The following is a 21,109-nucleotide window of genomic DNA, read 5'->3' as shown; positions in this document are numbered from 1 at the left end:
TGCCATGCGGGCCCGCCGCGGATCGCCCGCCGGGCCACGGACATGCCCGGCCGGTCCGACCTGATCACGTCAGGGTGCTCATGCAGCCGGAAGGGTACGCCGAGCGCCGCGAGGACCTCCGGCGGACCAGGGGGAGCGGGAGCGTTCACCTCGCCGGGATTGCCGCGCCACCCCTCCGTCACACCTGGGCCATGCCCGAAATGCCAGCTATGTCAGCTGTCGGTACGTTCGTCGGAGATCGGTCGCCCGGCCGACGCCCGTTGAGACAGAGAGAAGTGCCATGCCCTCGCGTACTTTTGCCGTGGTCGGCGCCGGAGTAGGCGTGACCGTCCTTGCAGCCGCCGGCATCACCTATGCCTCGGCCGTCGGATCCGCCCCGGCGTCCCCGGCTGCCCACCGGGCGGCCCAACCCCACCCCGCCCATCGTGGGGCCCCGCCCGCCCACCGGACCGCCCAACCTGCCCACCAGGCCGCCGCTGCCGCCGCTTCCTCGGGTGGCAGGGGAGAGGGGCGCGACGGTGGCGGGCGCGGACGCGGACGCGGTCACCGCGAGGACGGGAGGATCTACTTCAACGAACGGACGTACTCCGCCGCCGCCGAGGGCTGCATCACCGCCGGCGGATCGGGCTCCAGCTTCAGCATCTTCAACGACAGCCGGAAGACCGTCGAGGTCTTCCGGGGCTTCAGCTGTGACAACGGCTCTCCGGTCGCCGTCGTGGGTCCCCACGGCGAGACCAGTGGCGTGGCACCCCGCGCCGTCCACGAGGGCGTGTTCGGCTTCGGTGACGACGGCGTCGTGGGCAGTTTCCGGGTGGTCTGCGACCACGACGAGTGGTGACGGCGGGGCCGGGAATCTTGACGTATTCATGACGCGGGTGACCGCATCCATCCGGCCACCGCCGGTGTCCTTCCCGGTGTCCGTACCGTTGCGAGGAATGGAGTGCCATGGAAGGCACCGTGGTGGCGGTCGTCGTGGTGGCGCTGTTGGTGCTGCTCGTGCTCAAGAGCGGCATGCGGGTGGTCAACCAGGTGGAGCGCGGGGTCGTGTTCCGGTGGGGAAAGGCGCTGCCGGGCCACCGGCAGCCGGGCATCACCTTCCTGATCCCCTTCGCCGACCGCATGCGCAAGGTGAACGTGCAGGTCGTGACCATGCCCGTGCCCACCCAGGAGGGCATCACCAAGGACAACGTGTCGGTGAAGGTCGACGCGGTCGTCTACTTCCGGGTGACCGACCCGGTGCGTGCGGCCATCGAGGTGCAGGACTACGTCTTCGCCGTCGGGCAGGTCGCCCAGTCCTCGCTGCGGTCCATCATCGGCAAGAGCGATCTGGACGACCTGCTCAGTGACCGGGAGCGGCTGCACGAAGGGCTCGCGCTGATGATCGACAGCCCTGCCGCCGGGTGGGGCATTCACATCGATCGCGTCGAGATCAAGGACGTCCAGCTGCCCGAGTCCCTGAAGCGGTCCATGTCCCGGCAGGCCGAGGCCGAGCGGGAGCGGCGGGCCCGGGTCATCACCGCCGACGGTGAGTTCCAGGCCGCGCAGCAGCTCGCCAACGCCTCCAGGATCATGTCCGACAGTCCGGAGGCCATGCAGCTGCGGCTCCTCCAGACCGTCGTCGAGGTCGCCGCCGAGAAGAACTCGACCCTCGTGATGCCCTTCCCCGTCGAGCTGCTGCGCTACTTCGACCGGGCCGTGCAGAAGATCGACGCCGACCTCAGCGTGCCTCGGCAGCAGGCTCAGGCTCCCGCAGCCCCGGCTCCGGAGAGCGCCGCCCCGGAGAGCGCCGAGCAGCCGTAGCCAGCGCCAGCGTCACGCACACCGAGCCCGCCGCCATCACCGTCATCGCCGCGGCGGGCGAGGTGAGTTGGGCCACCGCGCCGGCCAGCGAGGCGCTCACGCCCTGCATCGTGAGCATGCCGGAGGAGTGCAGGCCCAGGGCCTGGCCCGCGAGTTCCCCGGGGGTCAGGTCCATCAGCCGCTCCTGCTGGACCAGGCTCGCGCAGAAGCCGGCCGAGGCGATCGTCACGCACACCATCGCCACCGGCAGCGGGGGGTGCGCCGCGAACACCAGGTACGGCGTCGCCAGCAACAGCAGAAGTGGCGTGGCGAGGCGGCGCCGTACCGCCGGCCGCAGCAGCCGGCCCACCGTCACGTCCCCCGCGAACATGCCGAAGGCCCCGCAGGCGAACAGGGTGCCGGCGGCGTGCGGAGCGTACGACACGTAAAGGGACTCGCAGCCGACGACCAGGCCGTTGGGCAGCCACAGGCCCAGGTAGGTGAGGCGGCGCGGGCGGGAGGACCACAGCAGGGCGTTGGTGCGCCAGGTCGCCGACGGGGAGGGGCGGCCCACGCTCCGGGGCGGGCGGGCGGTCAGGCCCAGGCGCAGGGCGAGCGCCGCCAGCAGGTACAGCGCCGCCGACAGCAGCAGGCACACGCGCGGGGAGAGCGTCCCGAGCAGGGCGCCGCCGGTGGCGAAACCGGCGATCTGCATCAGCCCGCTCATCATGTTGAACAGCGAACGCCCCGGCAGATAGCCGTCCTTGGTGAGGATCTCGTTCAGCAGGCCCCAGCGGACCCCGCCGCCGAGGGAGGCCACCAGGCCCAGGAGCAGTACGACGGTGAACAGCGCGCCCGTCGGCAGACCGGGCACCGCCTGCACGGCCGTACCGGCCGCGAAGGCCAGCGCGATCACGGACAGCGCCGTACGCGGGGGCAGCCGGTCGGCGCCGGAGAGCAGGAAGGTCGCGCCCAGCACCTGGGCGAGCGACGGACCGAACATGCTCACCGCCGACAGCAGCGGCGAGCCGGTGGCCCGGTACACGAGCGTGGCCAGGGCCAGTCCGCCGACGGTCTGCGCGGCGGTCTGCGCGGCCGAGCCGAGGAAGAGCGGGGTGAACTCCGGGGTGCGGAACAGGGATCGATAGCTGGACATGCCGGGAGTCTCGGCGGGCCACCGGCGGGCTCGTTATTGTTTCGCCACAGCGCGAAAGGTCGTACGGCCGTGAGGGGGACCCAGGTGGGACTGTGGCAGCTCAACGCGGACACGCTCGCCCGCAGCCGGTTCGTCGTCTCGCCGTTCGCCGAGACCTTCGCCTGTCTGAAGCTGCTGCACGTGGCGGACGCCGCGCATCCCGGTGAGCACGCATGGCTGCGCGCCCATCTGCCCGCCTACCGGGCGCTTCTGGCGGCCGAACCGGTGACGGCACTGCTGGTGCGGGCGGGGCTCGGCCGGGAGTGGATCGCCGACTTCCTGACTCCGGCACCCCGCGGCGATGAGGAGTTCGCGGCCGAGGTCGCCCGGGTCCGCGCCACCGCGCCGGACGCGGCTCGCGCCGATCTGCGCACCGCGCTCGCCGGGCCGCTCCCCGCCGAGCTGGACCGCGACGACCTGCCCGAGCGGGCGGCCGCCCTCCTGGAGTGGGTGTGGGAGGCGACCGTACGGCCGTCCTGGCAGCGGCGCCGGCGGGTGCTGGAGGCGGACGTGGTCGCGCGGACAGCACAGGTGAGCCGGGGCGGCTGGGCGAGCGTGCTCGACGCGATCCGTCCCGGACGCACCCGCTGGCTCGGGGAGAACCGGCTCCAGATCAACCTGCACGAGTACCCTCCGCGGGAGATCTCCGGGGCCGAACTGCTCTTCGTGCCGGTGACCGTGCAGCGGGCGGGCTGGGTCGCCTGGGACGACGGGGTGCGGTACGCGGCGGTCTACCCGTGCACCGGCGCCCTCGCCGACGCCGGCACCAGGACCGTCCCGTCCGCCCTGGGCGCCCTGCTCGGTCAGGCCCGCGCCGAAGTCCTGCTCCTCCTCTCCTCCCCCATGAGCACCACCCAGCTGACGGCGGTGACCGGGCAGGGCCTGGGCTCGGTGGGGCGTCATCTGAAGGTGCTGCGGGAGGCGGGCCTGGTGGAGCGGAGGAGGGCGGGGCGGTCGGTGCTGTACGCGCGGACGGCGGCGGGGGATGTCCTGCTGGAGGCGCCCCGAAGGGGCGCGGGGAACTGCGTGGGTGACCATGACGAAGCCGCAGCCGCCCGGCGGCCGGTCCCGGCACACCGTAGGGCGTCTAGGCTCCCCACATGACCAACGTACTGAATGTCGAAATCGGCGCCCTCACCGGCGGCCCCGCCGACCTCGCCCAATACGCCGGCCAGGCGGTCCTCGTCGTCAACGTGGCCTCCAAGTGCGGCCTGACCCCCCAGTACACGGGCCTGGAGAAGCTCCAGGAGCGGTACGCCGACCGCGGCTTCACCGTGCTGGGCGTGCCCTGCAACCAGTTCCTCGGGCAGGAGCCCGGCACCGCCGAGGAGATCGCGGAGTTCTGCTCGGCGACGTACGGCGTGACCTTCCCGCTCACCGAGAAGGTCGAGGTGAACGGCGAGGGCCGGCACCCGCTGTACGAGCGTCTGGTGGGTTTCGCCGACGCCGAGGGGCACAGCGGCGACATCCGCTGGAACTTCGAGAAGTTCCTGATCGGGCGGGACGGCACGGTCGTGGCCCGGTTCTCGCCGCAGACCGAACCGGAGTCGGACGCGATCGTGACGGCCATCGAGGCCCAGCTCGGCTGAGCACGGCTTGACCTTGCCCCTGGGGCAGGGCCGAGCGTCCCTGTCACCGGGCGGCGGATCCGCCCGGTGACGGAGGATGACACGGTGGACGACGACCAGCTCACCGACGACCGACGCACCGACGGCCTGCTCACCATCGGCGCGTTCGCCGCGCGGGCCCGGCTGTCGGCCAAGGCGCTGCGCCTGTACGACCGGCTCGGCCTGCTGGCGCCGGCACATGTCGACGACAGCAGCGGCTACCGCTACTACCGCGCCGACCAGGTCGAGCGCGCCCGTCTGGTGGCCCTGCTGCGGCAGCTGGACATGCCGCTGGCCCGGATCGCCGAGGTGCTCGGGGCCGAGGGTCCCGAGGCCGCCGGCCGGCTCGCCGCCTACTGGGCGGACGTGGAGAGCCGGGTGGCCGGGCAGCGGACGCTCGCCGAGTACCTCCGTGGACGGCTGTCCGGGAGGAGCTGCGAGATGTACGAGAAGTTCGTGATCGAGACCGTGGACGTGCCGGCGCAGGTGGTGATCACCGAGTCGCGGCACACGCTGGCGGACGAGCTGCCGACCTGGATCGGGTCGTCGCTGGGCCGGCTGGAGGCGGCGGCGCGGGAGTGCGGGGGCATGACGGGCGCGCCGTTCGTGGTCTACCACGCCGAGGTGTCGATGGAGAGCGACGGCCCGGCGGAGTCCTGTGTGCCGGTGGCCGACGAGGCGGCGGCGCGGGAGTGGGCCGCCGGGCGCGGGCGGGCCTGGGAGACGACGGTACGGGTGGAGCCCGCGGCCCGGCTGGCTTACACGCGGATCACCAAGGCGCAGGTGGCGCATCCGCAGATCCTGGCCGCCTTCGAGGCGGTGGAGCAGTGGATGGCCGGGGAGGGGCTGGAGATGGCCGGCCCCTGCCGCGAGGTCTACTTCGCCGACTGGGACGCGGCGGGCCCGCAGGACCCGGTGTGCGACGTGGCGTTCCCGGTGCGGTGACATGCGCTGACGGGGGCCTGCCCAACGGCACGACCGAGCCCTCTCGGCAAGGACGGCGACTGGTCGAGAGGGCTCATCTGGTGGTGCTTGTGAAGTTGTGTTCGTCGGGAGGTCGTCACTGACGAGGGTCAGGGAGGACCTCCTAGGCCTTGACCGAGGTCACGAAGGCGTTCCACGCGTCGGTGGGGAAGGCCAGGATCGGGCCCTCGGGGACCTTGGAGTCACGGACGGCGAGTTCGGCATCGGTGGGCGACTTGACCTCGACGCAGGCGCCGTTGCCCGCGGAATAGGAGGACTTCATCCACGTCTCCGAAGCGCCCTGAATCAGTGCCATGTCCACTCCTGTTGCGAGTTGCGATAGTGCGGTTCACGCCAACCTTGTCGTCTGATTGGCGTGATCGACGCTACCGGGCAACCGCCGCTGCTGGAGTAGTCGTTCACTCAACCGGATGGCATATTCCAGGGGAGCCTTCCATTGGAGTGGACCTTCGGTGTAAGATCCGGCGCCCTCCGCGACGGCCCCTCATTCCGCGTACAGCTTTGCCACCTTCGCAATGAACTGCCGGGATTGCTCCACATTGAGGGACTGCGCCCGCAGATGCTCGTACATCACGGCGTACTTCTGCACGTCCTGGGCCTTCTCCAGGTACAGGTCGCTGGTGACGCCCTCCAGGTACACCACGCTGGAGTCGGCCGCGTCGGCGAACTCCAGGATCGCGTACTGGCCGTTGAGTCCCGGATGCGCGCCCACCTCGAACGGCAGCACCTGCACGGTGACGTGCGGCAGCTGGGACATCTCGATCAGATGGTCCAGCTGCTCCCGCATCACCAGCTTGCTGCCCACGACGCGCTTCAGCGCCGCCTCGTCGAGCACCACCCACAGCCGAAGCGGGTTGTTCTCGGCGGTGATACGTTCCTGTCGGCGCATGCGCACCTGCACACGCTTCTCGATCTCGGCCGTCGACGTCTCTGGCAGCGCGCCCTGCACCAGGGCCTCCGCGTAGGCGCGGGTCTGCAACAGACCGGTGACCAGCTGGGGTTCGTACACCCTGAGCGACTCGGCGTCGGTCTCCAGCCCGATGTACACGCTGTAGGGGATGTCCCCGAAGGTGTGCCACCACCCCTGCTGCCGCGAGTCCCGGGCCATCTCCATCAGCGAGTCGACGATCCGCTGGTCCTCGACCTCGTACACCCCGCACAGGTCGCGCACATCGCGCTGGCTGATACTGCGCCGGCCGTTCTCCAGCCGGCTGATCTTCGACTGCGACACCAGCAGTCGTTCCGCCACTTCCTCGGCCGTCATGCCCTTGAGCTCGCGGAGCCTGCGCAGCTCCTGGCCCAGCCGGCGCCGCCTGACGGTGGGATTGACATTGGACGCCACGGGACGTGCACCTCCGGCTGCCTGCCTGTTGCTTAACACTTTCCGTATCTGCTGCTGAGCAGACTGCCACCAAGGTGCTTTCTACCGCTGGGAAATGGTGGATATGCGGCGCGTACGCGTCAGTTCGCCACGGCTCGCCACCCGATGGGGTGCCCGGACGCGGTCGAGCGGGGCGGTGAGATCCCGGGGAAGGACCTCACCGCCCCGCTCGACCAGCGGCTCCCGAACCGGGTCTGGGGCGAACCGGGGTCACGGCTCAGAACCGGAGTTGCGGCTCACGGCCGGAGTTGCGGCTCACGGCCGGAGTTGCGGCTCACGGCCGGAGTTGCGGCTCACGGCCGGAGTTGCGGCTCACGGCCGGGGCCACGGCTCAGTGGGCCACGGCGCGTGCCATGGATCCGTGGCGCGGCTGCATCGGAACCCCGCGTGCGGGTTCCGGCGCGGACCTGGCACCGGCCGCGCCCTGCCGCCCGGTGGCGGCTGGGCCCCGGCGCGGTTGTGCGACAGCGCCGTTCTGCACGTCCATCACGGCGTGCGCGACAAGACCGCCCATGGGGTCGTGCCGGATGAGATCCCGCAACCGGGACCGGGACGAACGTCCCTCGTTCCCCGGGTACAGGTGCTTGCCGAGCCCGACGGCGTGCGCCAGGGCGGCGAGCGCCGCGGTCCGCGGGTCCGGCGGTACGCCGGTGCGGATCGCGGAGTCCAGCCGGGCTCGGATCTCCCGGCTGATCTCGTTGTCCGTCGCCTGATAACGCGTCGTCGGCAGCACCCCGCACATCTGACCGGCCACGGCATGCACCATGCCGCACCGCTCCAGATGCGAGAGGTACGTCTGACGGAGCCCCAGCCGGGGCCCGCCGATCCAGTGGACGGCACGCACGGGAGCGCCACGCCTTCGCAGCAACTCCAACGCGCAGTCCAGAGTCGGATCTCCAGTCGGCCGTGGCACCACCACGGCGATACGATCCCCGTCTGGGGCTATCCGTCCGGCCAGCGCCAGCTCCACTAGCTGTGCTCCGGCCAGACCGAGGTCGAGCGACTGCGGCTGTGCAGTGGTACCCGTGGCCGGGTCCAGTGCCAGCAGCAGAAGCTCCTCCGGAAGTGTTCTGCGGCTCCTGCCCATCCATGCCTCCCCGCGTGGATGAATGACAGGGTGACCCCTCTCACATTGGTCTGTCGAGGGTGCGTGACCGGTTCGTGAGGGAACCGGTAGGTATGTCGTTCTCGTCTACCGCAGGGGCCAAGCCCTCACACAGGACACTGGTACATGGTTCGGACAGGGCGCGCGCGTGGGCGGGCGCCGCACGGAGGAGGCATCGGTGGCGGGCGAGTCCCCCGACAGGTCGAAGCAGCACGCGTCGTCGGCAGAACCGACGTCGGGGAGCGCGGGTCCGGTTCCCGAGGCGCGCGATCCACGCCTCACCGTCTCGCGGCAAAAGGATTCCTCGCCCAGCGGCGTGGACACCGCGACGAAGGTCCTGTCGGTCCGTGACGTGAAGACCCCTGCCCCGGAAGCCCCGTCGGAGGACACCGCCCTCCGCGAGGCGGTCTCGTCCTGGGTCCGCGACGCGGCCCCCGCCACGGATGAGCCGGAGGCGAAGAAGACCGAGCCCGGCGCCGAGGAGACCGAGACCACCGACGCGAGCACGGAGACGAACGCCGACGCAGCCGCCGAGAGCGAGCCGGACACCGACCAGAACTCCGGGCAGGCCGACGAGCCTCAGGAGAAGGCAGCCGCGGAAGCGAAGTCCGAGGCAAGCCCGGAGCCCGACGCGGACGGCGACGCCGAGGCTGACGCGGGCGCGGAGGCGGAGGCTGACGCGGGCGCGGAGGCGGACGCGGAGGCCGAGGACGGGCCCGAGGACGCCGACGGCGAGGACGCCCCACAGGGGCCACCCGCAGCCGACGACGAGAGCCGCACGGGTGGTGCGGGTGGGAACACGGACGCCGAAGGCGAAGCCGAGGCCAGCGACGAACCGGCCCCCACGCCGGAGGCGACCGCAGCCGACGACGAGACCCGCACGGGTGGTGCGGGTGGGAACGACACGGACGCCGAAGGCGAAGCCGAGGCGGACCAGGACGAGCACGGGCCCAAGGACGCCCAAGTCGACCAGCCCACCACCGTCTTCAAGGCCGTCACGCCCAAGCCGCAGGTCGACCAGCCCACGACCATGCTCAAGGTCGGCGGCAAGCCGAAGGCCCCGAAGTCCCCGAAGTCCCCGGAGTCCCCCAAGCCCCCGGAGTCCGACTCCGAGCGCACCAGCAAGTTCGTCGCGCTCAAGAACGACATGGCCCCGGCGACGAAGCCCGCCGCCGCGCCGGACGCCACCACCCCCGTCCCCCAGGTCGGCCCCGAGCGCACCGCCCAGCAGCCGCTCCCCCCGAAGCCCCCGCTGGACCTCCTGGCGGAGCTGACGAACACGCCCCCGCCCCCGGAGACCGCGGTCCGCACGGTCGTGCGCCGGATCAAGATCTGGACCCCTCTGGTCCTGCTCCTGGCGATCGTCTTCGCGGTCGTGCAGACCCTCCGCCCGCTGCCCGACCCCACGCTCGACCTCACCGCGAAGGACACCTACACCTTCACCGGCGGCAAGGCCGGCATCCCGTGGCCGGCCACCGGCCAGGCGGCGCTCGACGTCCAGGGCATCGGCACGTTCGGCAACTCGGGCGACCAGAAGCCCGTACCGATCGCGAGCGTCGCCAAGGTGATGACCGCGTACCTCATCCTGCGCGACCACCCGCTCAAGAGCGGCCAGGACGGCCCGAAGATCCTGATCGACAAGGCCGCCGAGCAGCAGTCGGACGCGGGCCAGGAGTCCACCGTCCGCGTCACGGCCGGTGACCGGATCTCCGAGCGCGAGGCCCTGGAGGCCATCCTCCTGCCCTCCGCCAACAACGTGGCCCGGCTGCTCGCCCGCTGGGACTCCCGTTCGGAGCAGGCGTTCACGGAGAAGATGAACGCCGCCGCCAGGAGCCTCGGCATGACCAACACCAAGTACACCGACCCCTCGGGCCTGACCGCCTCCACGGTCAGCACGGCGGTGGACCAGGTGAAGCTGGCCCGCGCGGCGATGCAGCAGCCCGTCTTCCGCGAGGTCGCGGCGATGATGTCGTACAACGACTACAAGGGTGTGAACCACTCCAACTACAACCGCCTGGTCGGCCACAACAACGTCGTCGGCATCAAGACCGGCACCTCGACCGCCGCCCTCGGCAACCTCGTCTTCGCGGCGAAGCAGCAGGTCGGCGGCGAGACGCGCACCATCATCGGGGCCGTGCTGCGCCAGCCCGCCGGCGGCTTCGACAACACCATCATCAGCGGGGTCCTGGACGCGGGCGACAAGCTGATCCGGGCCGCTCAGGGCGCCCTGGAGTCGGTGACGATCGTGAAGAAGGGCGATGTGGTCGGGTACGTCGACGACGGTCTCGGCGGCCGTACCCCGGTCGTGGCCACGAAGGACGTCACGGCGGCCGGCTGGTCGGGGCTGACGGTGAAGCTGTCCTTCACCTGGGGCAAGGTGCCGCACACCGCGAAGGCCGACACCAAGGTCGGGTCGCTCACCGTGGGTGACGGTTCGGCCGGTGCCGTCGCGGTGCCGGTGGCCTTGGAGAAGGATCTGGCCCAGCCCGGCTTCGGCGCCAAGCTGACCCGCCTGGGCTGAGCCCGCACCCCCTCGTCACCGGCACGCACCCCGCCGACGGAGACCCGCGGCGGGGTGCGTGCTTCCCGGAGGCGAGCCGCGCCAGGAAAAGGCGCGCGTGCTAGCGTCACGAATCGGGGCAGGTCGCCGGTCCGGGGACAGGGCCGCGAACTTTACGGGAAGCAGCCGGGAACACCGTGGAACACGGCCGAGAACAGAAGACGGGACACGGGGAGTGCCTTCAGGTGGCCACAGCCGAGCCGACACGCGCCGACGACGCCGATCCGGGCCCGGGATCCGGCCCGCGAATACGCCTGTCCGAGGCTGAGGCGGACGGTCGCGAGGAGCGCACCGACCGCCCGGACGGCCGTACCGGCAGTGACGGCCCCGACACGCCTCCCGGCCGGGTCGCGCGTCTCCTCGCCGCCGCCGAGCCCCTGCGGCAGCGGCTGCTCAGGCACCCCGTGCTGTCCGTGACCGCCCTCGCCGGGGTCCTGCACATCGTCTGGTTCTTCACGTTCGCGAACAGCGGTGGCGATCTCGCGGCGCAGGACGCCTGGGCGGAGTTCGTCGGCCGGCACCCGGACTCGGCGTACAACCTCGCCTGGTACGGCGGCATGCACCCGGTGTCGTACAGCGTGGTGTCGCCGTATCTGATGGCGGTCCTCGGCGTCCGTACGACGATGATGATCGCCGGGACCGTGTCGGCGGGCCTGCTGACCATGGTCCTGATCCGCAGCCGGGCGGTGCGGAACCCGCTGTGGGCCTCGCTCGCCGGGGTCGTCGCGCTGCTGTGCAACGCGATCTCCGGCCGGGTGACCTTCGGCCTGGGCACGATGTTCGCGCTCGGCGCGGTCGCGGCCGTCTTCTGCTGGCCGTACAAGTGGCGGTACAAACGCTGGGCGAAGGCCGCGGTGGCCGCCCCGCTGGCCGGTCTTTCCACCATGGCCTCGCCGGTCTCCGGGCTGTTCGTCGGGCTGGTCGCGGTGGCGCTGTTCCTGCAGAAGCGGCGGCCGGGCGCCTGGGCGCTGGGCCTCGCCCCGACGGTGGTGGTCGCCGCCTCGTACTTCCTCTTCCCGTTCTCGGGCACCCAGCCGATGACGATCGGCTCGGTGGTCCTTCCCCTGGCGTACGGCCTGCTGTGCCTGTTCCTCGTGCCCAAGGAGTGGGTGACGGTCCGGCTGACGGCGGGCGTCTACAGCGTCGGCGTGGTCCTGGTGTGGCTGATCAGCTCGCAGATCGGGTCGAACATCTCCCGGCTGCCCATGCTGTTCGCGGGTGCGACGCTGGTGGCCGCGCTGCCGTTCACGGTGCCGAAGTCACGCAGGTGGTACACGACCGTGCTGGCGCTCCTCGGCTTCGCCGGCTGGATCGGCTTCAAGTCGGTGGACGACATCATCCACACGACTCCGGCCGCCTCCTGGGCCCGCGAGCTCGCCCCGCTCGTGCACCAGCTGCAGAAGGCCGGCGCCGAGAAGGGCCGCGTCGAGGTGGTCCCGGCCCGCTCGCACCGGGAGGCCTCCGCACTCGCGCCGTACGTCAACCTGGCCCGCGGCTGGAACCGGCAGGCCGACATGGAGCGCAACCCGCTCTTCTACGACGACACCCTGAACTCGGCGAACTACCACGAGTGGCTGCAGCGCTGGGCCGTCCACTTCGTCGTCCTGCCGAAGGACAACCCGGACGGCGACGGCGGCGAGCGCGAGCGGCAACTGCTCCAGCGCGGCATGCCGTACCTGAAGCAGGTGTGGGGCGACGCCAACTGGCAGCTGTTCCAGGTGACCGATGCGACGCCGCTCGCCGGGCCCCACGCGGTGGTGGACCGCGCCGAGCAGGGCGAGATGACGCTTCAGGTGCGCAAGGCCGGGCGGATCCTGATCAGGATCCCCTACTCGCCGTGGCTGAGCATCGTCGACGAGCACGGCAAGAGCCTGAAGCCGCCGCAGCTGGTCTCCTCCGGTCCGCCGAAGACGTACCGGAACGTCAACGGGTGTCTGACTCAGACGCCTCAGGACGCGAACGGGGACAAGTGGACGATGCTGCTCGCGCCGCGGGCCGGCACGTACCGGCTGGCCGCGCCGTATCAGCTGCCTCGCGGTACGCCGTGCCCCGACGAGCTCAAGTAGAGCTGCGCAGCTCGGCGACGTAGGTGTCCGTGCCGGGAATCGTCGGGATGAACGGCGCCACCAGTTCCACCCTCCCCAGCCCCGACTCCGCGATCTCCGCGTCCAGGCCCGTGAAGTGCTGCTCCCAGCACTCCCGTGGGTCACGCTCCAGGAACCACAGCAGCGTCACCCGGGTGTCCACGCCCTCGACCTGCTTCACATAGGTCATGCGGTCGCCGGGCAGCGGGGTCGGCCGGAAGACGGTGACCATCGCGGCCGGGGAGCCGGACAGCCGCTTCGGCAGATGGCGGTCGCGCAGCCGGTGGAGCAGTTCCGCCCGCTGCTGCGGCGACTCGCTGTCGATCACCTCCAGCACCAGCCCGGCGTAGGGGTGGTCGAGGGCGTGGACGTCGCGCGGGCCCGCCGCGCCGTCGCGGTAGACCGTGGTCTCGTGGTCCTGGAAGGCCGTGAAGACGTGGGTACGGTCGTGATAGACGCGGGCGTCGCGGTTCAGGCGCCTGTTGATGGCGACGGTCCACTTCATGTGGTCGTCGTAGCGGCCGTCGGTGATCCAGTAGGTGGAGAGGTAGCAGCCGGCCGTGACGGGCTGGGCGACGGCCGACTTCTCGGGGTACCGCAGGAGTTGCAGATCCCGGGTCGCGACCCAGCGGCGGCCCGCGTAGATCCAGGGCATGGCCATCGCACCGGCGTAGTAGTGGTCGTCCTCGTACCAGCGGTTGTAGGCGTACTCGTGGCCGGGGTGCGGCTCGACCATGGTGATCAGAGCGTGGCCGGGCCGGACGCCGTACGGCCCTACGGCGGCCAGCTCGCCGTACACCTCGCTGCGGGTGTCCTCGCTCATCCCGTTCCCCTTTCCTGCGGTGGGCCATACTCTGACGCTCCGTCAGATAAAGCGCCATACTCCGGGAGGCACCGATGTCCCTGCTCGCAGGCAAGACAGTGGTCGTGTCGGGGGTGGGCGCCGGGCTCGGCCACCAGGTCGCCGCGGCCGTCGTCCGGGACGGCGGCAACGCGGTGCTCGGGGCGCGCACCGAGGCGAACCTCGCCAAGAGCGCGGCCGAGATCGATCCGGCCGGCGGGCGTACGGCGTACCGGGCGACGGACATCACCGACGAGGGGCAGTGCGCGGCACTGGCGGAGCTGGCGCGGGAGCGGTTCGGCGGGATCGACGCGGTGGTCCATGTCGCGGCCTGGGACTCCTACTTCGGCGGGCTCGAGGACGCGGACTTCGCGACCTGGCAGTCGGTCGTCGACGTGAACCTGCTGGGCACCCTGCGGATGACGCGCGCCTGCCTGCCGGCGCTGCGGGAGGGCGGGGGCGGGTCGGTCGTCTTCATCGGGACGCAGTCGGCGGTGGCCGCGCCCTCGCAGGTGAAGCAGGCCGCGTACGCCGCCTCGAAGGGGGCCCTGACCAGCGCGATGTACTCACTGGCGCGGGAGCTCGGGCCGTACCGGATCCGGGTCAACACCGTGCTGCCCGGCTGGATGTGGGGGCCGCCGGTGCAGGCGTACGTCACGTTCACCGCGCAGACGGAAGGGGTGCCGGAGGAGGAGGTCCTGGCCCGGCTGACGGAGCGGACGGCACTGCCGGAGCTGGCGACGGACGGGGACGTGGCGGACGCGGCGGTGTTCCTGTCCTCGGACCGGGCGCGGGCCATCACCGGGCAGTCGCTGCTGGTCAACGCGGGGGAGCTGATGCGGTGACGCAACGCGGGCCGCCTGTCAGGTGGTTCATGCAGGTGACCCATGCAGGAGTTCATGTAGGTGAACGACAGTCATCAAGTCGAACATTTTTACTTCTACTTGACCTTACAGTTGCTTGTCGCGTTCATGCAGCCGCACCCACGATCGAGCACATGAACAGTCTCGACTGGGTCGTACTCATCGGCTACTTCGGTGTGATGGTCGCGATCGGCGTCTGGTCGCACAAGCGCGTGGACAACGTCTCCGACTTCTTCACGGCCGGCGGCAAGATGCCCTGGTGGCTCTCCGGCATCTCGCACCACATGTCGGGCTACAGCGCGGTCATGTTCACCGGGTACGCGGGCATCGCCTACACCTACGGCGTCACCTCCTTCGTCACCTGGTCCTTCCCCATCGCGCTCGGCATCGCCATCGGGTCGAAGCTGTTCGCGCCCCGCATCAACCGACTGCGCTCCAGGCTCCATGTGGCCTCCCCGCTGGAGTACCTGAAGAACCGTTACAACCTGTCCACCCAGCAGGCGCTCGCCTGGTCCGGCATGCTGCTGAAGATCGTGGACGTGGGCGCCAAGTGGGCGGCGATCGCCACCCTGTTGTCGGTGTTCACCGGGGTCACCCTGAACCAGGGCATCCTCATCACCGGTGCGATCACCGCCGTGTACTGCACGATCGGCGGCCTGTGGGCGGACGCGCTGACCGAACTCGGCCAGTTCGTCATCCAGTTGCTGGCCGGCGTCTCGATGTTCGTCGCCGTCGTACTCAAGCTGAACGACAAGCACATCGGCTTCTTCGACGCCTGGAACCAGCCCGCGCTGCACGGCCACGGCAAGCCGCTCGTCGGCCCCTACGGCACGGTGTTCCTGCTGGCGTTTTTGTTCATCAAGCTCTTCGAGTACAACGGCGGCATGCTCAACCAGGCCCAGCGGTACATGGCGACGGGCAGCGCCCACGCGGCCGAGCGCGGCGCCCGGCTGTCGGCGACCCTGTGGCTGATCTGGCCGGTCGTGCTGTTCTTCCCCATGTGGATGTCTCCCCTCCTGGTCCACGCGGCGAAGCCGGACGGCTCCGACTCCTACGGCCTGATGACCGAACAGCTGCTGCCGCACGGGCTGTTGGGGCTGGTCATCGTCGGTTTCTTCTCCCACACCATGGCCATGTGCTCCTCCGACGCCAACGCGATCGCGGCGGTGTTCACCCGTGACGTGGCGCCGGTGCTGTCCTCCCGCGCCCGTGCGTGGGGCGAGCGCTCCGGTCTGATCGCGGCCCGCGTGACGACCCTGGTCTTCCTCGGCCTGTCCATGGCGGTGGCGACACAGGTCAACTCGCCCACGTTCAAGGACATCATCACGGTCGTCATCAAGTGGGTCGCCGGTCTGATGGGCCCGATCGCGATCCCGATGATGCTGGGCCTGCTCCGCCCCTTCCGTCGCTCCGGCCCGACGGCGGCGCTCACCAGCTGGGCGGCGGGCCTGCTGGCGTTCTGGCTGGTGAACTACCCCATCAACTGGAACGTCTCCGGCGGGGTCCCGCTGCAGTACCAGGTCTCGGTCCCGCTGGCGGTGTCCCTCGTCCTGTACATCGGCATCGGCTACCTGAAGCCGGAACAGACGCCGGAACGCCTGGCGATCATCGAGAAGGTGAACACGGACGGGGACGCGGCGGCGGCCGTGCCGGTTCCTGCGGGGGCCGGCGACGATGTGGTGGGGGCGCCGTAGGGGCGGCGGCTCAGGCCCGCGGATACCGGGCCAGCCACCCCGGCGACGCCCCCGCGGGCCCGTGCAGGGCCGGTCCCTGGGTCATCTCCATCGCAAAGTCGTCGGCGAGTTCGAGAATCGTCGGCCGCCCTTCCAGCTCGGCCAGCCATCCCGGGGGAAGGGCGGTCTCGCCGTGGAGGGCGCCCAGGAGGCCACCCGTCAGCGCCAGGGCCGCGGCCGAGGGACCGCTCTGGTTCACCGCCAGGCACAGCCCGTGCCGCACGTCCTCCCCGACCAGCGCGCAGTACACCGAAGCCGCCAGCAGCCCGTCGGCCGTACCGTCACCCGCCAGTTCCTCCACCCGCGTGGGGCTGGGTATCCCCTGTCGTACCGCCCCGAGGGCATGCTGCAGGGCGTCCGAGACGGGCTGGTGGCCGGGCCGGGCGGAGAGCAGGGAGAGGGCCCGCTGCACGGCGCCGTCCAGGCTCTCGCCCCGGGCCAGCGCATGCACGATCACGGCGTACGCGCCCGCCGAGAGGTAGGCGAGGGGGTGTCCGTGGCTCTGCGCGGCGCACTCCACCGCCAGCTGCACGACGAGCTGCGGCTCCCAGCCGACCAGCAGCCCGAACGGCGCGGAGCGGGCCACGGCCTCCGGGCCCAGCTCGCCGGGGTTCTTCGGTGCCTCCAGCGTGCCCATGGCCTCGTCGCCGAACCCGACGAGCAGCGGCCGGCTCGGATCCCGGCGGGCGTAGAGCCACTCCTCGCGCGCCAGCCAGCCGTCGTCCTTGCGTCGCTCGTCGGGTCCCCAGTCCCGCTGGGTGGCCGCCCAGCGCCGATAGGCCCGGTGCAGATCGGTCGGCGGGTGCCAGGCTCCGGTGTCCCGGCGCACCTGGGCCCTTATCAGCCCGTCCATGGTGAACAGGGTGAGCTGGGTGTGGTGGGTGACCGTGCCGCGCCGCCCCTGCCCGAAGGCCAGGTCGAGCAGCCCCTCGGGGCCGTACGCGGCCCGGATCTCCTCCAGGGACAGCTGGTCGGCGGGCCCGCCGAGCGCATCGCCCACGGCGACCCCGAGCAGGGTGCCGCGCACCCGGCTGCGGTAGTCCTGCTGCTCGGCTCGGCCCCAGACGGCGCCGGATGTCGCACTCACCAGACCTCCCCACAGCACCGTCCATCCGTACGACGCTCAGCACTGTAATCGACGGGGAACGATCCGTTCACGGGGGCAAACCACCCCCCAGGGGGTCATTCCGGCCGGTGGCGCCGCTCGATCTGGCGCAATGCCCACGCGATAACCTGGCCCGCGGCAGGAGAGAATCCCGCCATGACCACCAACCCCCCACGTCGCACCGGCCTCATGCTGGCCGCCGGTGTGCTCACCGGCATACTCGCCCTCTACATCGCCCTCGTCGCCCTCGGGAACATCACCGACTTCGGGACCAACCAGCAGTTCGTACGGCACGTACTGGCGATGGACACCACGTTCAAGGACCACGACCTGATGTGGCGGGCCGTCACCAGTACCGGCCTTCAGGACACCGCGTACGTCCTCATCATCGTGTGGGAGACCGTGGCGGCCCTCGTGCTGATCTGGGGGACCGCGCTCTGGGCGTGGCGCAAGGAGGACCTCGCCCGGCGCGTCTCCACCTACGGCCTGCTGATGCTGCTGCTGCTCTTCGGCGCCGGGTTCATCGCGATCGGCGGCGAGTGGTTCGCGATGTGGCAGTCCAAGACCTGGAACGGGCTGGAGGCCGCGACCCGGGTGTTCCTGCTCAGCGGAGTGGCGTTGATCGTGAATCTGCTGCCGTCCCGGCGGGAGGACGCTATCTGACGACCGACACCTTCGTGTCGGTGTCGCCGAAGGCCCACAGGGCGGCGCCGTCTTCCTTGTGGAGGCGGATGCCGCCCAGCTTCTGGCCGTTGGCCGGGGGCGGCGAGGCGCCGTCGAGGGCGTTGGAGAAGGCCACGTTCACGCCCTCCACCTTGGTTATGTACATGACGTGCTCGATCTCGACGCCGTCCGAGCCCCTGAGGGACTGCCGGCGCGCGATGACCGAATAGGAGCCGGGCTGCGGACTCACCGTGCCCGGCCACACCGTGAACGTGCGGATCGCCTTCCCCGTGGCGTCGACCAGCCACACCCGCTTCTCGCCGAGCGAGTACACGATCCGGCGACCCTCGCCCGACCCGTCCGGCAGCGCCGACCGGTCCGTGGCGTGCGGCGCGGCGGAGCTGTGGGCGCTCGCCGACGCCGACGGGCGCGGCTTTGCCACGGCGTCCGTGGGACGCGGCCCGTGGTCCGCCTGCACGGCGAGGGCGACGACGGCCGCGGTCGCGCCCGCCGTCAGGCCGGTGACCCAGGCCCAGGAGGGCAGTCGGGCAGCCACGGGTACGCATCTCCTCCGCTACGGGGCCCCCGCTCGGACCGGGGGTCGGATCATCGTACTCAGTCCAGGACGGGCAGCAGCTCGGGCAGGTGGCCGTCGGAGGCCTCCGCCGCCCGCTGCCGTTCCGCCGGGACCTCGCCGTAGAGCGTGGTGCGCGCTCTGGCCGGGCGGCCGGCCGCCTCGGCCACGGCGACCAGGTCACGGACCGACTTGTACGAGCCGTAGGACGAGCCCGCCATGCGGGAGATCGTCTCCTCCATGAGGGTCCCGCCCAGGTCGTTCGCGCCGGAGCGGAGCATCTCCGCCGCACCCTCCGCGCCCAGTTTGACCCAGCTTGTCTGGATGTTCGGGATCCAGGGGTGGAGGAGGAGGCGGGCCATCGCGGTCACCGCGCGGTTGTCGCGCGTGGAGGGGCCGGGGCGCGCGATGCCCGCGAGGTACACCGGGGCGTTGGTATGGATGAAGGGAAGGGTGACGAACTCGGTGAAACCGCCCGTCTCCCGCTGGATGGCGGCCAGGGTGCGCAGGTGGCCCAGCCAGTGGCGGGGCTGGTCGACATGGCCGTACATCATCGTCGAGGACGAGCGGATGCCCAGCTCGTGGGCCGTCCGCACCACCTCGATCCAGGTCGCCGTGGGCAGCTTGCCCTTGGTGAGCACCCAGCGGACCTCGTCGTCCAGGATCTCCGCCGCCGTGCCCGGGATGGTGCCGAGGCCGGCCTCCTTGGCGGCCGTCAGCCACTCGCGAATCGACATCCCCGTGCGGGTCGCGCCGTTGACGACCTCCATCGGCGAGAAGGCGTGGACGTGCATACCGGGGACGCGCTCCTTGACCGCCTTCGCGATGTCGAAGTACGCCGTGCCCGGCAGGTCCGGGTGGATGCCGCCCTGCATGCACACCTCGACCGCGCCCACGTCCCAGGCCTGCTGGGCGCGGTCGGCGACCTGCTCCAGCGACAGCGTGTACGCGTCCGCGTCCGTGCGGCGCTGGGCGAAGGCGCAGAAGCGGCAGCCGGTGTAGCAGACGTTGGTGAAGTTGATGTTGCGGGTGACGATGTAGGTCACATCCTCGCCGACCACCGACCTGCGCACGTCGTCAGCCACCTGGCACAGGGCGTCCAGCGCCGGGCCGTCCGCGTGCAGCAGGGCCAGGGCCTCGGCGTCGGTGAGCCGCGTCGGGTCGTCGGCCGCCGTCGCCAGCGCCTGCCGTACGTCGGTGTCGATGCGCTCCGGCGCCATGCCCGGGGCGGCCGCCTCGCGCAGCGCCGCCCAGTCGCCGTACACCTCGTCGAAGTCCTCGCGCCGGTCGGCGCTGCGGCCCTCGGTGTCGATCGTGCGGTGCAGGTCGGTACGGCCGGACGGCACGAAGGCCTCCTCCGGCTCCTGCCACGGACGGCCCTCGACCACCGCGTCCTCGCGCGCCAGCCCGGTCTCCGGGTCGGCCAGCGCGCCGACGTGCGGGCGCAGGCGCGGGTCCAGCCAGGGTTCGCCGCGGCGCACGAACTCGGGGTAGACGCAGAGGCGTTCGTGCAGTTCGAAGCCGGCCGCCCGGGAGCGTTCGGTGAGTTCCTCGATCTGCGGCCAGGGCCGTTCGGGGTTGACGTGGTCGATGGTCAGGGGCGACACCCCGCCCCAGTCGTCGATGCCGGCGCCGATCAGCCGCTCGTACTCCGAGTCGACCAGGTTCGGCGGGGCCTGGAGGCAGGCGGCCGGGCCCATGATGTGCCGGGCCACGGCCACCGTGGCGACCAGGTCGTCCAGTTCGGCGTCCGGCATGCCGCGCATCGCCGTGTCCGGCTTGGCGCGGAAGTTCTGGATGATCAGTTCCTGGATGCCGTGGTAGGCCCGGGCGACCTTGCGCAGCGCGAAGAGGGACTCGGCGCGCTCCTCGTACGTCTCCCCGATGCCGATGAGCAGGCCGGAGGTGAAGGGCACCGAGGAGCGGCCGGCGTCCTCCAACACCCGCAGCCGTACGGCCGGTTCCTTGTCCGGGGAGCCGTGGTGGGGGCCGCCGGGCTCGGACCAGAGCCGGGTCGCGGTCGTCTCCAGCATCATGCCCATGGAGGGCGCGACGGGCTTGAGCCGCTGGAAGTCGGTCCAGGTCATGACGCCCGGGTTGAGGTGGGGCAGCAGCCCCGTCTCCTCCAGGATCCGGACGGAGACGGCACGGACGTACGCGATGGTGTCGTCGTACCCGTGCGCGTCGAGCCATTCCCGCGCCTCGGGCCAGCGGTCCTCCGGCTTGTCGCCGAGGGTGATCAGGGCTTCCTTGCATCCGAGCGCGGCGCCCTTGCGGGCGATGTCCAGCACCTCGTCCGGGGACATGAACATGCCGTGGCCGGCCCGGCGCAGCTTGCCGGGGACGGTGACGAAGGTGCAGTAGTGGCACTTGTCCCGGCACAGCCGGGTGAGGGGGATGAAGACGCTCTTCGAGTACGTGATGACGCCGGGCCGGCCCGCCTGTTCGAGACCCGCGTCGCGCACCCGGGCGGCGGACGCGGCGAGGTCGGTCAGGGCCTCGCCGCGGGCCTGGAGCAGCACCGCCGCCTCGGCGACGTCGAGGGCGACGCCGTCCCGGGCGCGTTTGAGGGCGCGACGCATGGAGTTCTCGGTCGGGCCGGTTCCGGAGGTCGCGGAAGTCGTCATCCTCCCAC

At 71.2% G+C, this 21,109-nt stretch carries 18 protein-coding genes; 10 read left to right on the top strand and 8 right to left on the bottom strand.

All coding sequences use genetic code 11. The features are described 5' to 3' along the window. Positions 1-322: 322 nt before the first annotated feature. A complete protein-coding gene (locus ACWC2T_RS19595) occupies positions 323-838 on the top strand; it encodes a hypothetical protein (protein ID WP_450671594.1) in 516 nt (171 codons plus the stop codon). A 107-nt stretch (positions 839-945) separates the two neighbouring features. Continuing rightward, complete coding sequence (locus tag ACWC2T_RS19590; protein ID WP_450671593.1) at positions 946-1,800, top strand: slipin family protein; 855 nt, start codon at positions 946-948, stop codon at positions 1,798-1,800. Here ACWC2T_RS19590 and ACWC2T_RS19585 read toward each other — a convergent pair. After that, positions 1,718-2,935, bottom strand: a complete 1,218-nt coding sequence (locus tag ACWC2T_RS19585) for an MFS transporter (protein WP_450671592.1) — start codon at positions 2,933-2,935, stop codon at positions 1,718-1,720. The genes ACWC2T_RS19590 and ACWC2T_RS19585 overlap by 83 nt on opposite strands. A gap of 84 nt (positions 2,936-3,019) precedes the next feature. Between ACWC2T_RS19585 and ACWC2T_RS19580 the strand changes: the two genes are divergently transcribed. From ACWC2T_RS19580 to ACWC2T_RS19570, 3 genes are all read left to right on the top strand, one after another. Continuing rightward, on the top strand, positions 3,020-4,078 hold the full coding sequence (locus ACWC2T_RS19580; protein WP_450671631.1) for an ArsR/SmtB family transcription factor: 1,059 nt from the start codon (positions 3,020-3,022) through the stop codon (positions 4,076-4,078). Beyond that, positions 4,075-4,563 carry a glutathione peroxidase gene (locus ACWC2T_RS19575; RefSeq protein ID WP_450671591.1) on the top strand — a complete coding sequence of 163 codons (489 nt, stop codon included), beginning with the start codon at positions 4,075-4,077 and terminating at the stop codon, positions 4,561-4,563. The genes ACWC2T_RS19580 and ACWC2T_RS19575 overlap by 4 nt, the downstream gene beginning before the upstream one ends. Positions 4,564-4,629: 66 nt before the next feature. After that, positions 4,630-5,526, top strand: a complete 897-nt coding sequence (locus ACWC2T_RS19570; protein ID WP_450671590.1) for a MerR family transcriptional regulator — start codon at positions 4,630-4,632, stop codon at positions 5,524-5,526. A 142-nt stretch (positions 5,527-5,668) separates the two neighbouring features. Here ACWC2T_RS19570 and ACWC2T_RS19565 read toward each other — a convergent pair whose 3' ends face one another. The 3 genes from ACWC2T_RS19565 to ACWC2T_RS19555 form a co-directional block, all read right to left on the bottom strand. After that, the gene (locus ACWC2T_RS19565; RefSeq protein WP_153543257.1) at positions 5,669-5,860 is read right to left on the bottom strand and encodes a DUF397 domain-containing protein; all 192 of its coding nucleotides are present in this window, start codon (positions 5,858-5,860) and stop codon (positions 5,669-5,671) included. A 189-nt stretch (positions 5,861-6,049) separates the two neighbouring features. Continuing rightward, positions 6,050-6,907, bottom strand: a complete 858-nt coding sequence (locus ACWC2T_RS19560; protein ID WP_323376422.1) for a helix-turn-helix domain-containing protein — start codon at positions 6,905-6,907, stop codon at positions 6,050-6,052. Between the two features lie 370 nt (positions 6,908-7,277). Then, the gene (locus ACWC2T_RS19555; RefSeq protein WP_450671589.1) at positions 7,278-8,033 is read right to left on the bottom strand and encodes a GOLPH3/VPS74 family protein; all 756 of its coding nucleotides are present in this window, start codon (positions 8,031-8,033) and stop codon (positions 7,278-7,280) included. A 196-nt stretch (positions 8,034-8,229) separates the two neighbouring features. Between ACWC2T_RS19555 and ACWC2T_RS19550 the strand changes: the two genes are divergently transcribed. Further along, positions 8,230-10,572, top strand: coding sequence for a D-alanyl-D-alanine carboxypeptidase (locus ACWC2T_RS19550; RefSeq protein ID WP_450671588.1), 2,343 nt, complete (start codon positions 8,230-8,232; stop codon positions 10,570-10,572). Between the two features lie 224 nt (positions 10,573-10,796). Beyond that, on the top strand, positions 10,797-12,677 hold the full coding sequence (locus ACWC2T_RS19545) for an MFS transporter (protein ID WP_450671587.1): 1,881 nt from the start codon (positions 10,797-10,799) through the stop codon (positions 12,675-12,677). Here ACWC2T_RS19545 and ACWC2T_RS19540 read toward each other — a convergent pair. Next, positions 12,670-13,518 (bottom strand): hypothetical protein, encoded by an 849-nt coding sequence (locus ACWC2T_RS19540; RefSeq protein ID WP_450671586.1) that lies wholly within the window; start codon positions 13,516-13,518, stop codon positions 12,670-12,672. The genes ACWC2T_RS19545 and ACWC2T_RS19540 overlap by 8 nt on opposite strands. Before the next feature lie 74 nt (positions 13,519-13,592). Here ACWC2T_RS19540 and ACWC2T_RS19535 point away from each other — a divergent pair, with 74 nt between their 5' ends. Beyond that, positions 13,593-14,381, top strand: a complete 789-nt coding sequence (locus tag ACWC2T_RS19535; RefSeq protein WP_450671585.1) for an SDR family oxidoreductase — start codon at positions 13,593-13,595, stop codon at positions 14,379-14,381. 152 nt (positions 14,382-14,533) lie between these two features. Then, positions 14,534-16,093, top strand: coding sequence for a sodium:solute symporter family protein (locus ACWC2T_RS19530; protein WP_450671584.1), 1,560 nt, complete (start codon positions 14,534-14,536; stop codon positions 16,091-16,093). A 10-nt stretch (positions 16,094-16,103) separates the two neighbouring features. On the opposite strand, the gene ACWC2T_RS19525 is transcribed toward ACWC2T_RS19530, so the two are convergent. Next, positions 16,104-17,219 carry an ADP-ribosylglycohydrolase family protein gene (locus tag ACWC2T_RS19525; RefSeq protein ID WP_450671583.1) on the bottom strand — a complete coding sequence of 372 codons (1,116 nt, stop codon included), beginning with the start codon at positions 17,217-17,219 and terminating at the stop codon, positions 16,104-16,106. Between the two features lie 174 nt (positions 17,220-17,393). Between ACWC2T_RS19525 and ACWC2T_RS19520 the strand changes: the two genes are divergently transcribed. Further along, complete coding sequence (locus tag ACWC2T_RS19520) at positions 17,394-17,900, top strand: DUF2165 domain-containing protein (protein ID WP_450671582.1); 507 nt, start codon at positions 17,394-17,396, stop codon at positions 17,898-17,900. Here the strand turns inward: ACWC2T_RS19520 and ACWC2T_RS19515 are convergent. Together ACWC2T_RS19515 and ACWC2T_RS19510 are read right to left on the bottom strand one after the other, a co-directional pair. Then, positions 17,893-18,456, bottom strand: a complete 564-nt coding sequence (locus tag ACWC2T_RS19515) for a hypothetical protein (protein ID WP_450671581.1) — start codon at positions 18,454-18,456, stop codon at positions 17,893-17,895. The two genes, ACWC2T_RS19520 and ACWC2T_RS19515, sit on opposite strands and share 8 nt — an antisense overlap. A gap of 59 nt (positions 18,457-18,515) precedes the next feature. After that, positions 18,516-21,101 carry a bifunctional FO biosynthesis protein CofGH gene (locus ACWC2T_RS19510; RefSeq protein ID WP_450671580.1) on the bottom strand — a complete coding sequence of 862 codons (2,586 nt, stop codon included), beginning with the start codon at positions 21,099-21,101 and terminating at the stop codon, positions 18,516-18,518. Positions 21,102-21,109: the final 8 nt, after the last annotated feature.

The sequence above is a fragment of the Streptomyces sp. NPDC001393 genome (genome assembly GCF_053597455.1).
Note: the sequence above shows the minus strand (reverse complement) of the source record. Positions and strands in the feature narration are given on the sequence as shown.

What these genes read in the sequence shown, in the direction of transcription:
- ACWC2T_RS19590 (WP_450671593.1), top strand. Translation starts at nt 946, where the DNA reads ATGGAAGGCACCGTGGTGGCGGTCGTCGTGGTGGCGCTGTTGGTGCTG.
- ACWC2T_RS19585 (WP_450671592.1), bottom strand. Translation starts at nt 2,935, where the DNA reads ATGTCCAGCTATCGATCCCTGTTCCGCACCCCGGAGTTCACCCCGCTC.
- ACWC2T_RS19575 (WP_450671591.1), top strand. Translation starts at nt 4,075, where the DNA reads ATGACCAACGTACTGAATGTCGAAATCGGCGCCCTCACCGGCGGCCCC.
- ACWC2T_RS19565 (WP_153543257.1), bottom strand. Translation starts at nt 5,860, where the DNA reads ATGGCACTGATTCAGGGCGCTTCGGAGACGTGGATGAAGTCCTCCTAT.
- ACWC2T_RS19555 (WP_450671589.1), bottom strand. Translation starts at nt 8,033, where the DNA reads ATGGGCAGGAGCCGCAGAACACTTCCGGAGGAGCTTCTGCTGCTGGCA.
- ACWC2T_RS19540 (WP_450671586.1), bottom strand. Translation starts at nt 13,518, where the DNA reads ATGAGCGAGGACACCCGCAGCGAGGTGTACGGCGAGCTGGCCGCCGTA.
- ACWC2T_RS19535 (WP_450671585.1), top strand. Translation starts at nt 13,593, where the DNA reads ATGTCCCTGCTCGCAGGCAAGACAGTGGTCGTGTCGGGGGTGGGCGCC.
- ACWC2T_RS19530 (WP_450671584.1), top strand. Translation starts at nt 14,534, where the DNA reads ATGAACAGTCTCGACTGGGTCGTACTCATCGGCTACTTCGGTGTGATG.
- ACWC2T_RS19520 (WP_450671582.1), top strand. Translation starts at nt 17,394, where the DNA reads ATGACCACCAACCCCCCACGTCGCACCGGCCTCATGCTGGCCGCCGGT.
- ACWC2T_RS19510 (WP_450671580.1), bottom strand. Translation starts at nt 21,101, where the DNA reads ATGACGACTTCCGCGACCTCCGGAACCGGCCCGACCGAGAACTCCATG.